Origin of the sequence: Legionella sp. ST3F1 (assembly GCF_048553315.1) — a bacterium.
GTDB lineage: Bacteria > Pseudomonadota > Gammaproteobacteria > Legionellales > Legionellaceae > Tatlockia > Tatlockia donaldsonii.
Window position 1 is genome coordinate 66,292 of sequence record NZ_JBLZIO010000009.1, and the last position, 18,094, is coordinate 84,385.

Here is an 18,094-nt window from a genome sequence, read left to right on the forward strand (position 1 = left end):
TCAGGAGGGGATTTACAAGGTATAAAGCATTTTGCAGGAGACAACGTTTGAGGGTACGGGTTAGATGAAGCAGGAAATCGACTATTAATAAGTTTTTAGCCGCGTCACATAGCATGGTTTCTTGCTGCCCCCTGCAAAGGGGGAACAGCAAGAAAGACTGCGTGTTATTAGAGCGTAAACACTGATACGGGGTTCTCATGCTGATTCTCGATGTCATCTGCAGGCTGCCTGACTACGGGCCCACCTCCAACGACTACCGGCGGCGAGTTGTCCACTGGTATAGAGGAAGGCTCCTCATTACCTTGAACACCTGCTTCCACAGAAACAGCAGGCCTTGGATGCGTTTCTTTCATGCTGGACAGTGTCGTTCTAAAGGAGTCAAACATGGTTTGCTCGGGACTTTTCCAGCCAAACAAGAAGGCACGTAACGCGTTAACGAGTTGCATGAAGATACCATCAGAATGGTTGCTCAACACTGTTTCACAATCACTATCCCTCAAATGGGCTTTCACTTCTGTCAAGCGCCTTGCTGGAGTAATAAACGCCATATTATCACTGTAAAGCATGTGTTGCATGCGTCCAATTTCTCTCATTTTGGCTTGGTCATCGGGTGTTCTTTCGCTTTCCTGCTGCATGATATAAGCGTCCATCTGCATAAGTGTTTCATAAGTTTTGATTGCTATATCATAATCATTGCACTCATCCAGGAAGTCTTGAAGATCATTTTGAATGCCAGTTACCGCTTCAACAGTTCCATATAGCTCTGTTTTCATCAATTCTTCTTGAAAGGCTTCCATCCAAGCCAGTTTTTCTGCTCGGAGGGGATTAACGAGCGGCTTAGGATAACTGTTGTCTTTAGCAATGAAGCCATTGAGTTGCTGCAGGGATTTATTCAGAGCAGCATAGGCTTCTCTGCCCGCAGCATGCCGATGTACAATCTCGGGTACGAGGGCTTCAATCTTTTCAGCAATGACTGTCGGAATGTCATGGTCCATCGTGACGTCTTCGAGAAGCTTGGCCTTTTCCTTCTCAAAGTCAGGCTCCATAAGCGTTAAAAATAACCTGGCATAAGGGCCTAACTCTTCAAATTGACTGAGTACTTCAGCATGGAGGTAATTGTCAAACGTATCGCTCTTGAATTTTTCAACTTTCTCTGCAGCAGCCTTTTTCTCTTCAGCTAACTTGGCAGTAAAGTGTTTGACGCGCTCTTCAGCGATTCCCTGTTTCAAGGCATGCGCATTTTTCAAACCTTCTACCAACTCGTCCAGTTGGCCTTTCATACCAACAATCCCATCTAACGCCGCCTGAAAATCTTTCCCTGTGCGCAACTCTCTTACGAACGAAGAGGGCCAATAGGTACCGGAAATTTGCACAAGATAAGGCTGTAATTCTGCGAAAAGACGCAGGAATTTTTCACGGTTTTTCTTCCCTGCCTCATTATCTTCAAAAATGGTGTCCTCGTCCCAATCGATATCCCAAGACATTTGTTCAAGCTTGTCATAGGTGCCTGGGTGAGCGTTAACGAGACCTTGTATACCTTGTAAATTTTCAATGGCTTCAGTTAACTCTTCTTCAGTCGTTAGAGAAGAAAGGTATGACTCACCAAATTCCCCAGCTAATTCACTGTTTTCAAGCAGATAGGGGCGCAGTTTTTGGTAATGTTCCAGTAATCTGGCCTTGATATCTAACAAGGGTGTTTCCGAATCAGTCGCTTGAGCCTCAAGGACGTCATTAGCAAGTGTTGCAAAAAGGTAGTTAATCCTGTCAGCATCCCTATGGGGCATGCCAAAAATAGCTGCCTGAACTTGAGCAGCACCTTGCGTGTCGGCCTTTATGGCGTTCAACCGCTGTTCTTCTCTGGCCAGGCGTTTAGCTGTTCCTGAGGTATCAGTTAATAAGGATAAGCCGTCCTGATCACTGACCTCGGCGAAACTGGTAATAAAGCCTGTGTAAAATGCTTCGAACCTATCGCTAATCGATTTAGCCAGTGTATTGGGTTTTAGGCCCAAACGGAATTCAGCATTATCAGCAGCAGCAAGCAAATCAGCGCCTAATTCAGAGCGAATTTGATTAAGTTTGGCCATGATTATTGTACGGCTGGTTTTACCGATCCCGGCTATGTCGGCTTGCAACTCATTAATAATTTGCAACGCTTTTTTCGCGGTGCGGGGGTCATAGTAGGCCAAACCGTCTAGCTGTCCAGCGAACGCTTTGGCTTTTGCCTGCCGTTCTTCTGGTGTTTGGGCTACATGGCCGGGATTTTTGTATTTTTGCAAGTCATCGGAAATTTCATAGAGCCGTTCTGATACTAACTGTAAATAGGACGTCGGGTAGACGCTCGTTACTACAGCATCATAATACCCATTAAATTGTACGTTTATTGCTGTAAAGGAGTCACTCAGGCTACCTGCTGTTAAGCCTTTTGCTGTTTCCAATTCGGCAACAGCGGTTTTTAAGTCAGCAGTAAACGCTTTACGGACGTTTTCCAGAGAAGCCATGACTTGGTCACGGTCATCTACACCAACTCTTGCCATTTGTGCTTCCATGGCAGCAATGGTTGCTGTCAGCACAAGCAATGAATCCTGGGAAAGAGGCAGACTGCTTAATGCTTCTATGAACGCGTTTGCTTTGGTATCGACTTCTTTTGTTGAATTGCCAGGTATTGTTTTTTGTCGTTCTGCAATGGCTGCAAGCTCTGTGGTTAGTTGTCTGCGTGTATCCAGCAATCCCTGAAGCACAGTGTTATCAACATTCGCCGCGTTTGGTTGATTAAGCGTATCAACAAAAGCCTTAATTTTTATTTGTACGGCAGCGAGTTCTAGCTCTTTCGCTTTTCTTTGTTCCTCTACCTGTTTTGCAGTCTGTCCAGTTTCAGGTGCTTTTATCTGACGTAACAGATCAGAAATTTTTTCCAGTTTACTCCTGAGCAGTGCTGTATCCTCAGGGTTGATCGCTAAATGAAAATGCTGTTGAACTGGTTTTTGTGCAACAGGAGGGATAGCTGGTCCTGCCAGTAAAGACTCCACTTTCTCATTGAGAAGGCGCTCCGCCTCTTCATGCATCAACGATTCCACTTGATCTTTCAATGCGAGAATGTCATGTAAAGCGGTGACATAATCATCTGGCGATTCCAGTGACACAGCAAAATTGACAGTATACTTCTCATCGATTTGAGCCAGGAAAGGTTGGATCTTTGTATATTGGCTAGTAAAAAGCGGTCGATTGGCAAGATCAATGAAATAATCCTCTTCACTAAGGTACTCTTGCATTGCTACCGCGATTTTACCAAGCGCTTCATAAACTAATGAGGATCGGTAATTAACAATACTGGCAGCGGCATGTACCTTTGCTACGAGCATGCGTAACTCTTCCACAGAATTTAGCTCGCTAAAATCTTCAGGGAATTGCTCGGCTAAGCTGCTTGCTTTCAGATAAGGGAGCATTTTTTTATAGGCGGCTTCCAAATCGTATTTTGCAGCAACTAACGCATCTTGCGGACGAGGGCCTATTGTATTGACCCTCATATTCCGCTCTTTATAAGCGTCAGCAATGACTTGTTGAAATTGTTTATAAGCTAGCTCAAAGTCTTTATTGGGTATCACATAGCCAGTAAGTGCTTGATAAGTTTCATCTTGTGCGGCAAGCGTAGTGACAATTAACCTGTGTTGCGCTTTAGCTGCTGCACGGGAGGACTCGCTTTCTCTGGCTAGAGGCCCAGGTTGGCGCTCAGCATTGGCTATTTTTTCCAGTTTGTCTTTCAGAGCGACAATGGCTTTGCACGCAGTGGCATAGTCTTTCGCTGTTTTTAAACTATCAATAAAGGATGGCGTATAACGGTTATCAATTTTGGCCAGATAAGGCTGAACTCGTTTATAATAAAAAGCAAATTGCTCCCTATTAACGGTCTGTTTAAAAAAGTCGGCGTCCTCATCGTCATTCCGGTTTAACATACCAAAATCACCATACACATAATGATGGTCGACGAGTTGCTGGACCTCACGCAATCTTTCTAAGGCTGCAGTTAAAGCCTCATCAGTAGTGAGTTTGCTTATGTAGTCCATAGCAAATTCTGAAGCCAGCTTTGTGCTTGCCAAGTGAGGATAAAGGGCTTGATAGAATTCTTCTATATCCGTTTTTACGGCTAATAGAGAGGGCTGATCGTTAATTGCTTCTTCGAGCGTTTCATAAAGATTGTCAATCAAATCCAATTCTTCTTCAGCACCAAAAAGTTTAAGATAGGCTGGCGTTCTTGCCCTGCTTAATGGATCGATATTAGCAGCAACCAAATCTTGCTCATTTTCCCATAAGGCAACAATATCCACAGGGATTTGCTCAGTAGTTGGGCTTGCTTCACCGGTCGTTCTTCTTAAACTATCACCAACAATGGGTAGTGCATAGAGTGGTTGTAAGAGCGCAAGATTTTCTTGAACCAATGCGTGCAATTGAGGATTACCCGCTACAGCCGACAGATTGCTCTTAAGGCCAACGACATCCATGACTAACGCATTAAAAGCGTTATACACAAAGTAGGCTCTCTGCCGAAAAGAATTTGGTTGGCCCTGTAAATTTTCCAATCCTGCCAGGCTGCTTTTTAAATGGTGAATAGCATTGATTAATTTTTTATACAGGATTACTTCCTGGCTATCCTGATGGAAGCCCTTGAACGGCAGTCGGCGGCTATCGATGGTTTCCCCGTCGAAAGAGAGTTGCTGCCAAATTTCGGGTGAAAGATTGTCTTTTAAGTAGGGCACCAGTTTTTTATTTAAAAATCCATCAATATCATTCGATAATTTTAATTCAGCCAATTGACCAAACAATGAGTTTTTCTGTGCTTCTTTACCTCTGGCAACAAGTGGTTGTTCCTGGGTATAAGCTGCCTCTTTGTCTAAATAATATTTTTTATCTCGTTGTGAGTTTTTAATTAAATCGGCCAAGGTGGTGCCAATGTTGCGTTTCATAAAAGCCAGACTTTCATCATTGGCTTTAAGGGGTGTTTGTGGCACTTCACGGCTGGTTAAGCTCGTGACGAGGCGGGCATTTAACTGCGCAAAGTTATACTCAGGATGACTAGCCGCTGCTGCGAGCACATGGGGCTGGATTTGTTTATACGCTTTACGCAATGTTTCTTTTTGAGTATCGCTTAACTCATGAAAATTGCTGGTTGGGGCAATTTTATTAGCAACTTCATCGAAGAAGTCGTTTAACGCTTTTTGTGCTATCTCAAGCTGACTCGTTTGATCCGCAAAGCGTATAGCTTGTTCACGATAGTAGGTTGGCGGGAAAGCTTCAAGGGCCTCATTTTCTAAACGTATCAAGGTAGCGCTAATATCACGTTTCATGGGCGCAAAACCTTCATCGTTGGCTTTCAGTGGCTCTTCTGGCGCCTCACTACTGGTTAAACTGGTAACTAAACGAGCATTCAACTCAGCAAAGTTATACTCGGGATGGCTAGCAGCGGCAGCCAGTACGTAGGACTGGATTTGTTTATACGCTTTATACAATGCTTCTTTTTGGGTATCGTCTAAGTCGTGAAAGGCAATCGTTGGCTCTGTTTGAGTTTCAATCAATGTGAAAAAATCAGTTAATGCTTTTTGGGCTGCCTGAAGCTGACTAATTTGATTAGCCAAGTGCGTGGTTTTCTTATGGGGAGAGCCATTCTGGAAAGCGACTAATGCCTCATCCTCCAGTCGCCTGCCTCTTTCAGTGGGAACGGGATCGTTCACAGGGACTACCGCTACCTCAAAAGGCTCAATATTAACATTTAACTGAGTTTGTTTTGCCTGAGCGGTATAAGTCGTGGTATCCGCGTGACTGATTGTTTTTTCAACGAACGTTTTTTTGAACGCAGCTTGTCCGATTGCCTGCTGAATAGTATTTAAAACAGTCTCTTTGCACGCCATAATACTGCTAAAATGATTGGTAGAAGGCCAGAGTCCCTGGTAGGCACTACTGAGCATGCTTCGGGACGAGCTGTTATTAAGTGCTTGTATGATTAGCTGATCCATCTCGGGGTAATGGGCTGCGAAATGAGATTGAAATTTCTTGTATTCCGCCGCTAGTATTTTCTTCTCAACAGGGCTAATTTTTCCCAAATCGGAGTTAAGCCAAGTCGAGTAACTTCCAATTTTCTCAAAAAAGGCACGTGCAGCAGCTAATTGCATTCTAGAGGATTCTTCCTCAACGCTGGCTTGGTTTAATCGTGTGAGCTGGTGTGCTTCTCTCGCCGCAATAAAGGTATCGTCCATCATAACCGTTAGATGGAGGATTGGTTCAAGTTTTTGACCGACGGCCAAGGTGTTGGTATCGCCAATTGCGTTTCGCACAAATCGTCCATACCAGGCGTCTAGATGAGAGGCAGTTGTATCAATAATGCCTGCTGCAGCAGCAATACTCTCAACTTGAGTAGCCAGTTGAGTGTAGTACTCATTCATTTGTTTGATTGCCGGCTCAGTTAATACGCCAGTTTTTAATCCCAAATTCTCTTCAGCTTGCTCTAATTCAGCGATTAATGCTGGAAAAATTTCATGCTTGATTTCATGCAATTTTTTTACGGCTTCTTCATAGGCTGTCTTTGTGAGCGGTGCTCCGGTATTGAGTAAATCGGAACTGTAGGCAATTAATTTCTTTGCTATAGAAAGATAGCTTGGAAGTAAAGAGAGAACACCACTGTTATTGGCAAGACTTTCAAGATCTCTTTTTGCAGCATTAGCGCGCTCTATCATGATAGCTTGATAAGCTGCGGTGCTAGTAACCGCTTTAAGCTGGGTATCGGGGAGTAGTTTACTTTGTAAGCGTTCAAAATAATTGGGTAGGGCATAAATCAAGCTGGATAAGCTCTCTATACTTTCTTTATCCGAGCGGGGATTGGAGGGTAGCATTTCTACAGCGGTTGCTAAGACGGCTCCCCTGGTTTGCGAATTGGCTGAAGGCGACAGCATTTTTCTTGCATTTTCAGGAACAAACTCTTCCACTTTCTTAACGGTAAATTCTTGTAATTTGTCAGCGACCAAGGCTACTCGTGGTAGTAAAGCGCTTATTTGTGGTCCGACGATATTTTGTACATCAGGACTAGTATGATTGATTAATTGCAGCGTAGTGTAGATTTCGTTAACCGTTTTTCGGGTTGCTCGAACCAGTTCGATATCAATACCAAGTTGGTAGCGATCCTTATGAAGATCAATCTGCTCGATAGCGCGTAAACCAACTTCAGCATGTGCCAAGGCATTGACTAATTTCTTCAGCACAGCTACTTGAGAGGGATCAGTTGGAGAAAGCTTATAATCCCCTTTTTCATCTTTGCTAAAATAGGCTCTTAATTCTGGCGAAAAATAATCTTCACTATTGATCAGCGTCTCAATATTTGTACGCACCATTTTGCAGGTGTCTGCGATTTGCAAATCTTCCCTGAGCCATAGAATTAACCATTCGTGTTTTCTTCGCGCTGTCCACTCATAGGTTGTTCCGGCATAACCAAGATAGGTTTCCAATGTTCCAGGAGTTTTTTGAGCCGTTGGTTGGTTTTCAGTTTTTAGATGCATTTTTAATCCAGCCACTTTATGGAAATAGTTTATCACGCGAGTATAAATCATTTAGATTAAGGTTATCTTATGCTTTAGAAGCAATTAGAAGACTAACCCTTTACTATTATCTTCCTGTTTTGTACTCGAAAAAATATTATTTATCAAAGCATTAAAAAATCCATAGACGCAGTTCGTGTTGCTAACACTGCTCACCTCGTCCACATCTATGCCAGTCTTTGACGCTTGCGTTAAATAAAACGCATGTCGTTTCATTTTTTCTTGGAATTCCGGAAAATCAATGACGTCTGCCATAGTCAGCCTGCATCCTGTCTCATCGAGATTCCCCGTTTCATGCAAATACTGTTTCAGTGCTTGCTTGTCATAAATTTTCCCTGCAGCAGTAAGGACCGGCTCTTTGATTAGCTTTTTACTAATAGGACATAAAAAGAGAGCTGGATTCGCACTGGGCGGGTTTGCATAAGCCAAATCACTTGCCTGACTGATCAATTGTTTCTTAATTTCTAAATAACTCGTTTGTCGTTCAGTAAAGATTTTTATAGCGTCCAACAAGCCAGGGAGCGGCTTTAAGTTAGATGGCTTTAAGGGCGCTCGATTCTGTGGATCGGTTGGATTCGTTGCCAATGCTTTTAAAATATTTTTTTTGTCATAGACATAGCCAGTTGGGGTATACACCGGCTCGGTCATTAATTGCAGGCTGATCGGGCAAATTAATGGTTGAGGCGCTGAGGCAGGATGTGCAGTCAATGCTTCATGCCTGGCTAGTTCCAGATAATTCTTTATCGATTGCGGAAGAGCACTACTAAAAAATACTGATAAGGGTGAGTTTGAAGCCATTTCATTCCTTCAGTTAGGTGTACATTTGCTTAACTTAGAAAACGACTTAAGTCGTTAGCAGCAGGGTCTCCTCCAAGCCAAGCGAATCATTCAGAACAAGGCCGAGTTAGTTTGTTATAAAAATTACCACTCTATCTTACCTTAATTCACGGGAATTGGAAAGAAGTTAGTCAAATCGTGACCTGGGGAGCGTGATGGCATTTTTTGTACAGGATTAACCAAATGAGATAAAGGAAAAAATACAGCGGTCTATTTTTCTTCCGAGATAGTATCGCCTCGGCAAGCTTTGCTATGATGGGTTAACAGGTCGTGTTTGTTCAAGGAATGAAAATGTTTAAAAAAATTCTTGTAAGTAATCGCGGCGAAATTGCCCTTCGTATCGTGCGGGCTTGCAAGGAAATGAAAATTTCAGCAGTCACCATTCACAGTGAGGCAGATCGGTATGCCTTATATGTCAAGCGCGCCTCTCAATCGCATTGTTTAAGTACTAATCCTTTAGAAGCGTATTTGAATGGTCATCGCATTATAGAATGTGCCAAGGCGGCTGGCTGTGATGCGATTCATCCGGGCTATGGTTTTTTATCAGAAAATGCTGACTTTGCTGCAGCCTGTGAGCAGGCAGGGATTGTCTTTATTGGACCTTCCGCAGCTGTTATTGCGACGATGGGCTCAAAAGTAGCTGCCAGGAAGGCTATGATCAAAGCGAATATTCCTGTCATTCCAGGAAGTGAGGATAATTTAGCGTCAATTGAGGAAGCGATCGCCTGTGCTGAACAATTGGGGTATCCAGTTATGCTTAAAGCCACTTTTGGCGGAGGCGGTCGTGGGATTCGTTTATGTCACGATGCAAATCAAGTTCGCAATCAGTACGCGAGAGTACAGTCAGAGGCTGGAAAAGCGTTTGGTGATACTCATCTTTTTATGGAAAAATTTATCTCTAATCCACGTCATATTGAGGTACAAATTCTTGCCGATAACTACGGCAAAGTCCTGCATTTGTTTGAACGAGATTGTTCCATCCAGCGCCGCCATCAGAAATTGGTGGAAGTTGCTCCCTCTCCTTTATTGGATGATAAAACGCGAGAAATCCTTTACGAGTATGCTGTCAGGGCAGCGACAGCCGTAGGGTATACTAATGCAGGGACAGTAGAATTCATTCTGGGTGAAGACAATCAAGCCTATTTTTTAGAAATGAACACCCGCTTGCAAGTGGAACATCCCGTAACAGAACAAATAACCGGTATTGACTTGGTACAACAGCAAATTCTGATTGCTGCCGGAGAAAAATTACCGATGACGCAGGAACAAATTACGCGTCGCGGTTTTGCGATTGAATTCCGCATCAATGCTGAAGATCCGCAAAATGATTTTCTACCCAGTTTTGGGCGAATTACTCGTTATTACGCGCCCGGTGGGCCAGGCGTTCGTACCGACAGTGCTATTTATACCGGGTATACTATTCCGCCGGATTATGATTCTTTATGCGCGAAGCTCACTGTGTGGAGTCTTGATTGGCCTTCCGTTTTGCGTCGAGCAGCAAGAGCATTGGAGGAAATGCGTTTATTTGGTGTGAAAACCACGATTCCATACTATTTGGAGATGCTTAAGTCAGAAGCCTTTCAACAGGGTTTGCTGACGACAACACTCATTGACAGGCATCCTGAGTGGTTACGTTATTCCAATAAATCCTTACCGCAACACAAGGCAGCGGTAATTGCAGCGGCCATTGCTACTTACAATCAAAATTAGCGGTTCCTTGTAGAAAGAAGCAGGTCAACAAAATGCAGGATTTGAAAGTCATTGGAGTCCGGATTAGGATGTTGACCGGCTCCAATGCGATATAATCTGTCGCTGCAGGCTTCTATTTTTTACACAGGATGGCTTTTCTAGTCTTGAACGCGTTCAAGGGAATAATTATCGATTAAACGGATATCCCCGATTAGTACAGCGGCAAAACGTCTATTTTGGTACTCCTCAAGGTATTCAACCCGAATGTTATTGCTGCTCAATTCCGCCAAGAGAGCGTCACGAGATTTTTGTTGATGAAAAATTCGCGCAAATTTTTCGGCTTCCTGGCGCTGTGTTTGATTGAGACGATTATTGCGTGAACTGTAAGCTAAACCACTTGCTTCACGAATAGTAGGGCAGGCTTTGATCGCTACATCCATAAAAAAAGCCTTCGCCATATCACGGATTAACAGGTATTGCTGATAGTCTTTCTCGCCAAAATAAGCACGCTGGGGTTTAACCAGATTGAGTAATTTCATCACTACAGTCAATACACCATTGAAATGCCCTGGCCGATGTTTTCCTTCCATCAATTGGCAAAGCGTGGTTTCCTGCAATTGATAGCGATAATTATCAGCATATATCGCTTGTTCGGAAGGAATTAAACAATAATCAACCCCCGCCTCTGCTAATAAACCAAGATCGGCTTCCAGAGTGCGGGGATAATGGATGAAATCATCGGGACGATTAAATTGCGTAGGATTAACAAACAAACTGGCGACGGTGTAATTATTTTCTTGTTTACTAGCGGCAAATAAAGAGGCATGGCCCGCGTGTAAATTTCCCATAGTAGGAACAAAGCCAATGGAATGAGTCGTCGCAAGGGAACGACGAATGGCTAGCCATTCATCAAGATGGTTGAAAATCTGCATGAAATACTCCTAAAAACAAATGAGGTATCCGATTTCTTTGCTTATTCTTGGGTGGGCTCCCACGTAGTGAGAGCTTTCTTGTTAAAAAGCATGTTCGACGGCTGGAAATTGAGCCTGCTGAACTTCCTGGACGTAGGCATTAATCGCAGTCAACATCATCGTTTTAATTTGCGCATACTGCTTTAAGAATTTAGGTCTAAATTCCGTTTGCAGGCCAAGCAAATCATGCCAAACCAAGACTTGGCCATCGGTATGGACGCCGGCGCCTATCCCGATTGTAGGAATTGTGAGGGATTGGGTAATTGCTTGGGCTACTTGTTGGGGAACGCATTCAATGACAAGCGCAGAACAACCTGCTTTTTCTAGCTCCGCAGCCTGTTGTAGTAAATCAGCTGCTTGCTTGGTTTCTTTACCTTGTACTTTATAGCCCCCAAGTTGATGTATGGATTGCGGTGTTAAGCCAATATGACCTACAACAGGAATGCCGGAATCAACTAAATAAGCAATTGTTTGACAGGTATCTTGATCGCCGCCTTCAATTTTGATGGCATGGGCACCTGCCTGCATAAGTTGCCTGACATTGCTAATCGTTTCAGAACGGGAGAGACGATGGCTTAAAAAGGGCAGATCGGCAATTAAAAATTGTCTCTTAAGGCCGCGTGCAACAGCTTGTGTATGCATGACCATCATTTCTATCGTTGCCATGATCGTTGTTTCGTAGCCGTGCACAGCCATAGCGACTGAATCACCGACCAACACACAATCAACATCGGATTCATTCACGGTACAGGCCGAAGGATAATCATAACAAGTGATTACACTGATCTTTTTTCCTTGCTGCTTTTTTGCTTTGAAATCTTGAATTTTCATGCCGCACTCCTTCGGTTAAAGGTAGGCGCAGAAAAAATAGAATAAACTAGAGATAACACTGGTACCTGTCGCATGGATCAAGTCCTCCATTGATTATGTTAAAGGCTGTTAACATGTCTACTATCTTGGTACTTATGCCTTGATTTTCTATCCTCGTCCCGCTGCGATGCTTGAAAATCAAGGTATAAGCACTCAAGCTAGCAAAATGTCGGCAGTCCTGTAAAAGGGTCACCGCTTATCAAAATGACTAAGTCGATGCTTACAGGAGCTTGATTTTAAAGAACGCGCATGAAATTACAAGATGCGCTATGATTTACTTTTTAGTGATTCGGGTTTTTTTATGATTTTAGTGAACAAATTAAATACGATTGGAGAGCATCCTTTTGTTTTTTCCGGACAGGCTGGCCAATTAGAGGCGGTATTAACCATACCTCCTAATAGGCACGAATCTTATGTAGCGTTGTTGGGCCACCCGCACTCTTTGCAGGGCGGAACCATGAATAACAAAGTAGTGACAACCATGGCACGTGCATTTAGGGAAATAGGTATTCCCAGCCTTCGCTTTAATTTTCGTGGCGTAGGTCAATCAGAAGGGCGTTATGATGCTGGTATTGGTGAAAGCCACGACATGCTGGCATTGATGCGTCTTTGGCAGCAGGAAAACCCAACGGCTCGTTTTTTGTTAGCCGGATTTTCTTTTGGCTCCTATGTTGCCTATAGGGCGGCGGCACAAAGTAAACATGAGTTGCTGATTACTGTTGCGCCACCTGTGCACCATTACGACTACCGTGAATTTACAGCTTCACCGGAGCCCTGGTTAATTATGCAAGGTGATGAGGATGAAGTGGTGCCCTTGTCATTGGTACTTGATTTTGCGGCACAATCAACACCCCCTTTAGCGGTTACCCGGTTTGCAGAAACAAGCCATTTCTTTCATGGTAAATTATTGGAGCTTAAAGATCAGCTCATTAAAGGGATTAGTCATGCAGGACTGAAATTATGACTGTAATCAGCCAATATGAAGCGGCTATTGCCAGTGGCGATATCCAGGATGACTTGATGCAGCGTAAAGTCTTGCTGGCGATGCAACGGCTTGCAGAGGAACTACAACCTCCTAAGCGGTCGTGGTTTCGCCGCCGACACAAACAAGCGATTAAAGGATTATATATTCACGGACCTGTCGGTGTGGGAAAGAGTTACTTAATGGATTTGTTTTATCAACAAATTGATGAGCGTAAGAAAGCACGCTTTCATTTTCACCATTTTATGCAGCAAATTGATGCTCAATTACGGCGTTTGCAAGGACAAAAAGATCCTTTACGTCGTATAGCGGCTGATTTTGCCAAGAGAACGCGGTTATTGTGTTTTGATGAATTTCTAGTCCATGATGTGGCGTACGCCATGATTCTTGCTGAATTACTCCAGGCTTTTTTTGCGCAGGGTATAATCCTGGTGGCAACCTCAAATACCTGTCCCGACGATTTATATTTAAATGGCGTGCAGCGAGCACGATTTTTACCGGCAATTGCCTTAATTAAATCACGTTGTGAGGTCATTAGCCTGGGGGAGAAAAAGGATTACCGCTTGGGGCGAGATCCTTTGCAGGAAGCCTATCTTTATCCACTTGGTGCCGCTACCGATAAGATTTTAAACGAGCAATTCACCGCAATTGAGCAAAATAGCGTATCGCAGGGTAATCTGACGGTACAAACCCGTGATATTCCTTTTGTTAAATGTGGTGAGCGGGCAATATGGTTTGATTTTAAAGTGATTTGTAATTTGCCGCGCAGTCAGTTGGATTATCTGGAAATTGCTGATCGGTTTGATACGGTTTTTGTTAGCGATATTCCCGTTTTAACAACCAATGATACCGTGTATGCAATTCTGCTGGTTCATTTTGTTGATGTGATGTATGACCGCGGTATTCGGCTGGTGATTTCTGCAGCAGTGCCGTTACCACAACTGTATGTGCAAGGTGAAATGAAGGATTCGTTTAAACGTACTTTAAGCCGTTTACAGGAAATGCAGTCAGTCGATTATGTCAGACGCCATCCTCGGCGCGAGGTGCAAAATTTGCTGAGTAGTTCGCCTTTTAATCAGGAAAAGGAGACTGCTGGTCAAAGTAAGAAAGCTAAAAAATCGACTAAATAATTTAGGGCTGTTGACTTTTCTACTATCCAGGCCCGAAAAATATTGATTTCCTGTGCTTCGCTGCTCATCACCCCGTGTTTTTCGACTCAAGCGTGCACAAGGGACGATCATGGACGCTCGTAATGGTTATTTTTTTTCTAAAATGAGAATGATTCTCGATATCATTTGTGTTAAACTTTACTTCTATCTGTTTTTGAATTGGAATGATGCGAATTACTGAATTGGTAAAGGGTGATCATGTTCGTTTGGTTGATTTTGGCCAAACCGACGCCGTTTATAGACGTAAATTGTTATCTCTGGGCATTACTCGCGGTGTAGAGCTGGCGGTAATAAGAGTAGCCCCTTTGGGTTGTCCAATTCAAGTCGAAGTACGTGGTACCTCGTTAACCCTGCGAAAGGAAGAGGCTGGCGAGTTAATATGGGAGCGTTTATGACTCATATTTTGTTAGCCGGTAATCCTAATTGTGGTAAAACGACTTTATTTAATGCCTTGACTGGCGCTAATCAACGGGTAGGAAATTGGCCTGGTGTCACGGTTGAAAAAAAAACAGGCTCTTATATTTTATCGAATCAAACGATTGAAATTACCGATTTGCCTGGGGTGTACTCGTTAACGTCCTCAGCAAGTGGTTCTAGTCAAGATGAACAAATTGCAGCAACAGCAATCGCTGATCTTGATACGGATCTCATTATTAATGTGGTGGATGCTTGCCATTTAGAACGTCATCTCTATCTCACCAGTCAAATCCTTGAGTTGGGTAAACCGGTCATTGTTGTCCTTAATATGATGGATATTGCCAGGCAACAAGGCATTAGTATCGATACAAAAGCATTAGCCCAGCAGTTAGGCTGTCCTGTAATTCCTATTCAGGCCCATAAAAAAATAGGCCTTGAGGGGTTGAATCAGGCCATTGATAACCTTCCTCCTGATAGCCAGGAATTATCATTAAATTTACCGCCTGTAGTGCAAGAGTCATTAACTCTTCTGGAACAGAAATTAATAGCACAGGGCTTTAATACCCGCTTGGCCAGCTATTATGCCCACAGGGTCTTGGAAGGTGATAATACGCTTTTATCGGATGACTTAGTCAATACGTTGATGATCTCTAAAGAAGATGAGCTGGATATTGTGTTCGCTGATGCGCGTTATCAAAAAATACATCAGATAGTTGCTTGTGTGCAGAAAAAGCGCAGTGATAGTAGTGAGCATTTCACAGCAAAGCTTGATCGCATTATTTTACATCGTTATTTTGCTTTGCCTCTATTTTTCGCGATGATGTATCTCATGTTTCTCTTTGCAATTAATGTGGGTGGCGCATTCCAGGATTTTTTTGATATCACCACGGATACTATTTTTGTTCAAGGGAGCGCCTGGCTGTTAGCACAAATGCATGCGCCAGATTGGCTGACGGCTTTAATTGCCGATGGAGTTGGCAAGGGTATTAATACGACCTTGACCTTTATCCCGGTTATTGCAGCAATGTTTTTCTTTTTATCCCTGTTAGAAGCTTCCGGCTATATGGCTCGAGCGGCTTTTGTTGTCGATAAGGCTATGCGAGCCTTGGGTTTGCCTGGGAAATCGTTTGTGCCCATGATTGTGGGCTTTGGCTGTAATGTTCCAGCCATCATGGCTGCACGCACACTCGATTCAGAAAGGGAGCGCTTATTGACCGTTTTGATGAGCCCCTTCATGTCCTGTAGTGCCCGTCTGGCTATTTATGCCGTTTTTGTTGCAGCCTTTTTCCCCACTGGGGGGCAAAATGTGGTGTTTTCTCTCTATTTGATTGGTATCTTAATGGCAGTGCTCACCGGTTTTGTATTGCGTCAAACCACGTTGGGCGGCAAGGCATCTCCATTGATTCTGGAATTGCCTGCTTATCATAAACCGGCGTTAAAGCGTCTGTTGAGAGAAACCTCTCTGCGCTTACGGTACTTTGTTATCCGCGCAGGTCGCTTAATTGTTCCTGTCTGTGTGGTTTTAGGTGGTTTGAATGCGTTGACTATACATGGTGGTATTAGCACAGGGGAAGCGAGTGCCCAGTCGGTATTGTCTTTGCTAGGCAAATGGTTAACCCCCTTTTTTGCGCCAATGGGTCTGCAACAAGATAATTGGCCTGCTACGGTGGGTTTATTAACTGGTATGCTGGCGAAAGAAGTCGTTGTTGGTTCTTTGAATTCGCTTTATGCTCAACTTGGGCATATTGGCCAGGCCAGTGTTGCTAATTTTGATTTTTGGGCTTCATTACAAATGGCAGTCTGGTCGATTCCGCAGAATTTGGCGGATTTGGGACATGCGTTGCTAAATCCCATTGTTGCCAGTGCGCCAGATGGAGAAATGTCGCAGTCTGTTTATGGAATGATGGCTCAACGCTTTGATGGACAAGCGGGTGCTTATGCTTATTTGCTGTTTATTTTGCTTTATATTCCCTGTGTTTCAACAATGGCAGTGATTCGCCAGGAGGCCAGTCGCTCATTGATGTGGTTCTCCATTATCTGGTCTTTTGTTATTGCTTATACGATGGCGGTTTCGTTCTATCAGTTAGCAACGTTTTCGGTTCACCCGCAGCAATCAATCCTCTGGATTTTACTGATGTTGGTTTGTGTTGGACTTGCTGTGGGATTTTTATTTTACAAAAAATCGGCTTCTGGAGAGGCGCATGTTGCTTCAAATTCGTGACTATATACGCCGTATGCGCGTTGCCAGTAATCAACAGATAGCGCGGGAGTTTGGGCTTGATATTCAAGCATTGCAACCCATGCTGGAGCTCTGGCTACGAAAAGGCGTTATTGCCTGCTGCCAGGAAAAATCAGCTTGCCAAAGCAGTTGTTTTAAATGCAAAATTCAACCCCCGACCTATTATCAATGTCTTGAATAGTTCGAATAAACGCTTTTTTGTCACTTATTTTACATTTTCTTAAGCGTTTTGGCCGTGCTCCAGCCCTCATTTTGGGCTAAGATAGAGTTATAAAAATTGATAACCGGTACTAAGAATGCCTGATAATGAACAAAATTCTGAAGTTGATTTTTCAGAACTTGGAGCGGAAGTCCAAAGTAGAGTTAGAAGTGATTATGAGGATAATCCACTGGGGCGTGTGGAGGATGTTTACCAATTATGGTGGTATTGGGCTGATTTTGAATTAGCAGTTATTACGCCGACGATTGAGCCGATATCCCCGCCTGTCATTCTTAATCCCGAGCCTTTACCTGATTCCAATGAACTCGAATTTGTCTATCCAATTCATGATCATGGTTTTAAACTGGTTACTTCCAAGGGGCAGGAGATGTATTCTGCCGGTATGTCGATGTGTAAATTATTTTACACCATCGAAAAAATGATTTATTTGCTGGTTGAGCGATTAAAGACTGGCGGTATTGATGCTGAAACAGAGGTGCAGGTTGCTTTTGCTGGCCACGAGCTTGCACAGCGTAAGGCCTTTGAGTCGGTAATTAATTTGAATTTTAATGTTGTGGTCACCAATTTTGATCCTGGACTTTGGGGCGAGCGTTATCTGCAAATAGTAAAACGACTTGCTGATAAGGGCTATGGTTATCCCACAGAGGCACCGCGCGATAGCTTCCGTCAGTCACATGGCGCAGCATCAGTGAAACCTCGTTAAACGCGAAGGGCGTTTTGGGGATTTACTCGTATCATCCAAATCGATCGTCTGAAATTAATTCAGTTTTTGTCCAGCATAAAACGAATATTTTTGGGTTTTGCCGCATGATCAAGCCGCTTAGGACTGCGGGGATTAATAGTATGAGGCGCATGAGGGCCTGTAATAAGCCGGGCTTGCCTTGCTCGGTGATAATCGTTAAACGCCAGGCACGCATCCCAATCGTTTTCCCCCCACCACAAATGGACAGTAAATAATAAATTAAAAAAATTGCCAGGAGACTGAATTGATACCAGCGTGAGGCGGGAGGAATGGCTACACCATGGTTGGCACAAAGGCAAACAGCGGTAAAGGCAAAAAACAAAGCGAGTAGAATAAATCCATCATAAAGCTGGGCCGCTAAATATTTAAATAACAACATGC

General features: G+C 43.6%; 12 protein-coding genes. 7 read left to right on the top strand and 5 right to left on the bottom strand.

Annotation, left to right across the window (positions count from 1 at the left end; translation table 11 throughout):
- Positions 1-167: 167 nt before the first annotated feature.
- Complete coding sequence (locus ACN4Z1_RS07970; protein ID WP_228364979.1) at positions 168-7,538, bottom strand: hypothetical protein; 7,371 nt, start codon at positions 7,536-7,538, stop codon at positions 168-170.
- A gap of 84 nt (positions 7,539-7,622) precedes the next feature.
- Positions 7,623-8,375, bottom strand: a complete 753-nt coding sequence (locus ACN4Z1_RS07975; protein WP_228364978.1) for a U-box domain-containing protein — start codon at positions 8,373-8,375, stop codon at positions 7,623-7,625.
- 330 nt (positions 8,376-8,705) lie between these two features.
- Here ACN4Z1_RS07975 and ACN4Z1_RS07980 point away from each other — a divergent pair, with 330 nt between their 5' ends.
- A complete protein-coding gene (locus tag ACN4Z1_RS07980) occupies positions 8,706-10,124 on the top strand; it encodes an acetyl-CoA carboxylase biotin carboxylase subunit (protein ID WP_228364977.1) in 1,419 nt (472 codons plus the stop codon).
- 137 nt (positions 10,125-10,261) lie between these two features.
- Here the strand turns inward: ACN4Z1_RS07980 and panC are convergent, their stop codons facing one another.
- Positions 10,262-11,035 carry a pantoate--beta-alanine ligase gene (gene panC, locus ACN4Z1_RS07985; protein ID WP_228364976.1) on the bottom strand — a complete coding sequence of 258 codons (774 nt, stop codon included), beginning with the start codon at positions 11,033-11,035 and terminating at the stop codon, positions 10,262-10,264.
- 81 nt (positions 11,036-11,116) lie between these two features.
- The gene (gene panB, locus ACN4Z1_RS07990) at positions 11,117-11,905 is read right to left on the bottom strand and encodes a 3-methyl-2-oxobutanoate hydroxymethyltransferase (protein WP_228364975.1); all 789 of its coding nucleotides are present in this window, start codon (positions 11,903-11,905) and stop codon (positions 11,117-11,119) included.
- Between the two features lie 340 nt (positions 11,906-12,245).
- Here panB and ACN4Z1_RS07995 point away from each other — a divergent pair, with 340 nt between their 5' ends.
- The 6 genes from ACN4Z1_RS07995 to ACN4Z1_RS08020 all read left to right on the top strand — a co-directional run bounded on the left by ACN4Z1_RS07995 (position 12,246) and on the right by ACN4Z1_RS08020 (position 17,674).
- Positions 12,246-12,908: an alpha/beta hydrolase gene (locus ACN4Z1_RS07995; RefSeq protein WP_228365079.1), complete on the top strand. Its 663-nt coding sequence runs from the start codon at positions 12,246-12,248 to the stop codon at positions 12,906-12,908.
- Entirely contained in the window at positions 12,905-14,056 is a 1,152-nt protein-coding gene (gene zapE / locus ACN4Z1_RS08000) for a cell division protein ZapE (RefSeq protein ID WP_228364974.1), read from the top strand. The genes ACN4Z1_RS07995 and zapE overlap by 4 nt, the downstream gene beginning before the upstream one ends.
- Before the next feature lie 206 nt (positions 14,057-14,262).
- Positions 14,263-14,490: a FeoA family protein gene (locus ACN4Z1_RS08005; RefSeq protein ID WP_112854864.1), complete on the top strand. Its 228-nt coding sequence runs from the start codon at positions 14,263-14,265 to the stop codon at positions 14,488-14,490.
- Positions 14,487-16,733: a Fe(2+) transporter permease subunit FeoB gene (gene feoB / locus ACN4Z1_RS08010; RefSeq protein WP_228364973.1), complete on the top strand. Its 2,247-nt coding sequence runs from the start codon at positions 14,487-14,489 to the stop codon at positions 16,731-16,733. The genes ACN4Z1_RS08005 and feoB overlap by 4 nt, the downstream gene beginning before the upstream one ends.
- Positions 16,714-16,932, top strand: coding sequence for a FeoC-like transcriptional regulator (locus tag ACN4Z1_RS08015; RefSeq protein WP_228364972.1), 219 nt, complete (start codon positions 16,714-16,716; stop codon positions 16,930-16,932). The genes feoB and ACN4Z1_RS08015 overlap by 20 nt, the downstream gene beginning before the upstream one ends.
- Positions 16,933-17,047: 115 nt before the next feature.
- On the top strand, positions 17,048-17,674 hold the full coding sequence (locus ACN4Z1_RS08020) for a virulence factor (protein WP_228364971.1): 627 nt from the start codon (positions 17,048-17,050) through the stop codon (positions 17,672-17,674).
- 31 nt (positions 17,675-17,705) lie between these two features.
- Here the strand turns inward: ACN4Z1_RS08020 and ACN4Z1_RS08025 are convergent, their stop codons facing one another.
- Positions 17,706-18,092, bottom strand: coding sequence for an RDD family protein (locus ACN4Z1_RS08025; RefSeq protein WP_228364970.1), 387 nt, complete (start codon positions 18,090-18,092; stop codon positions 17,706-17,708).
- Positions 18,093-18,094 lie beyond the last annotated feature (2 nt).